This window comes from Melaminivora alkalimesophila (assembly GCF_000282995.1).
Classification (GTDB): Bacteria; Pseudomonadota; Gammaproteobacteria; order Burkholderiales; family Burkholderiaceae_C; genus Melaminivora; species Melaminivora alkalimesophila.
This window is the reverse complement of the sequence record NZ_ALEE01000043.1, coordinates 1-2,280: the sequence shown is the minus strand read 5'-3', so window position 1 is coordinate 2,280 and position 2,280 is coordinate 1. Positions and strand designations below refer to the sequence as shown.

At 59.6% G+C, this 2,280-nt stretch carries 2 protein-coding genes; one reads left to right on the top strand and one right to left on the bottom strand.

The window, feature by feature from the left end:
- Positions 1-228: hypothetical protein (locus A612_RS17740; protein ID WP_241209498.1), on the bottom strand; the 228-nt coding region annotated here is incomplete at its 3' end.
- Here A612_RS17740 and A612_RS00395 point away from each other — a divergent pair.
- Positions 124-2,280: Tn3-like element IS1071 family transposase (locus A612_RS00395; RefSeq protein WP_241209497.1), on the top strand; the 2,157-nt coding region annotated here is incomplete at its 3' end. The two genes, A612_RS17740 and A612_RS00395, sit on opposite strands and share 105 nt — an antisense overlap.

Sequence of the window (2,280 nt, the reverse complement as noted above, 5' to 3'; positions counted from 1 at the left end):
ACCGTTGATTTCATTGACTTTCCTGTTCGCTTTGTAAACGGGTATGGTGGCCTCCCACTTTTGAGGTTCACGATGCAGGGTTGGCACACAACGTTTTTGGGGATGCGTGGGCTCCCCCGCGATATCAGCGACTTCGAGATGAAGGCATTTTTCACCTTCGATGGTGCCGAGCGCGACGCAATCAATGCACGCCGAGGTGATTCCCACAAGCTTGGTCTGGCGCTCCATATTGGTTTCCTGCGCATGAGTGGGCGTTTGCTCGGTGCCTTTCGGGTAATTCCAGTAGCCTTGTGGCGCCACCTTGGCAACGAGCTTGGCATTGCAGCACCAGAAGTCGCCTCGCTGAGAGCCATGTATGAACGCGGGCGCACGCTATTCGATCACCAACAAGTAGCCTGCACGGTCCTTGGATTCCAGTGGATGAGCGAGCACCAGCGCCGCTCACTGGTACGTGAACTGCGCGACGAAGTGGCGCGCTGCGCCGACCGCGATCAGCTACTCGTGCGGGCGCGTCAATGGCTGTACAAGAACAAGCTGGTGATCGTGCACGAGCGGGCAATTCGGACACTGATTGCGGCGGCACTTGCCCAGCTTGAAGTTGAAACAGGCACCGCCATCGCCGCCAGCGTTGATCCAGCAACACTTGATCGCTGGCGAGCCTCAGTTTCAGAGCTGCGCCCAGATGGACAAACCCAGCAGAGTTGGCTATGGGCTGCACCGGCGAAACACTCAACCCGCCAAATCAGCGAGGTACTGGAGCGCATCGACCTGCTTTACACGCTGGACGTTCATAAGCACCTGGCAGACATCCCCGATCTCATCTTGCGCCGCTACGCGCGCCGACTTGTCTCCAGGCCGCCCTCAGCCGGAGCCAAGATCAAAGAGCCAGCGCGCACCGTGGAGGTCGCATGCTTTCTTCGGTATTGCCTGTTCACCACCACAGACCAGTTGATCCTTATGGTGCAGCGCCGGATCGCCGATCTGTGGCGTCAGGCTGCCGCCGATGTCCCCGCTACCGTCAATTGGGCCGCAATGTACAAAACGCTGCTCGGCGAACTTGTTGCCTTGAGCGCGCAAGGTGCGGTGCCAGATGCTGAGTTGCGTGCCCGTCTTGAAGCCTTGATCACCGAAACCCAGAAACGCAAACCACCGAGCAGGGCCTCCCTGGTCCGCGAGGGATTGATTGATGGAATTCGCCCCGTGCGGTCGTTGCTCGTCGCCATTGCAAAGCTGCCCTGGCAGGCCACCGGCGAGCATCCTGCCATCGAGTACCTTGCCAAGCTGCAAGCTTTATATCTCAAAGGATCCAGAAAGCTGCCAGTTGAAGTGGTGGCACCAAGTCTGGGAATGATCTGGCAGGTTTCGATCTCCAGCCCAGACCGGGAACGGGCGTTTCAGGCGTTGGAGGTGGCCACCCTGTTTGCCCTGCGCCGCGCGGTGCGCAATGGCTCGGTCTGGATTGAGCACAGCCTGAGCTTTCGGGGTCGTGCGCGCTTGTTCTTCACGGACGAGCGTTGGCAGGCAGAGTCCAAGAAACACTATGCCCGTCTATCGTTACCCAGCAAGGCTGCCACTTTCTTGAAGCCTTTGCTGGCCAGAGTAACTGCCGGTGTCGATGCGGTGGCCGCTGCAGCCCGCAGTGGCGTACTGCGCGTGGATGATGAACTCCATTTGTCGCCATTGCCCGCAGAGGACGAAGACCCAGAAGTGACCAAGCTGCGCGCGGCTTTGGATCACCGCATCGGTGAGGTTCAATTGCCGGAAGTGATTCTGGCCGTTGACGCCCAGGTGCGCTTTAGCTGGATCATGCTCGGACGTGAGCCGCGCTCTACCGACGAGCTGCTGATGGTCTATGCCGGCATCATGGCCCACGGCACCAGTCTGACTGCGGTCGAATGCGCGCGCATGATTCCGCAATTGTCTGCCACCAGCATTCGCCAGGCCATGCGCTGGGCGCGGGACGAACGGCGTCTGAGCCAGGCCTGCCAGGCTGTGCTGGAATTCATGCAGCGACACCCGATTGCCGCCACCTGGGGGCGGTCCGATTTGGCATCTTCTGACATGATGAGCATGGAGACCACCAAACGGGTGTGGCAAGCCCGGCTTGATCCTCGGCGCAACACACCTTCCATTGGAATCTACTCCCATGTAAAAGACCGGTGGGGCATCTTCCATGCGCAGCCCTTTGTGCTCAATGAGCGCCAGGCGGGCGTGGCCATTGAAGGTGTCATCCGCCAAGAAAAGCTGGAGACCAGCCAGCTTGCTGTGGATACCCATGGC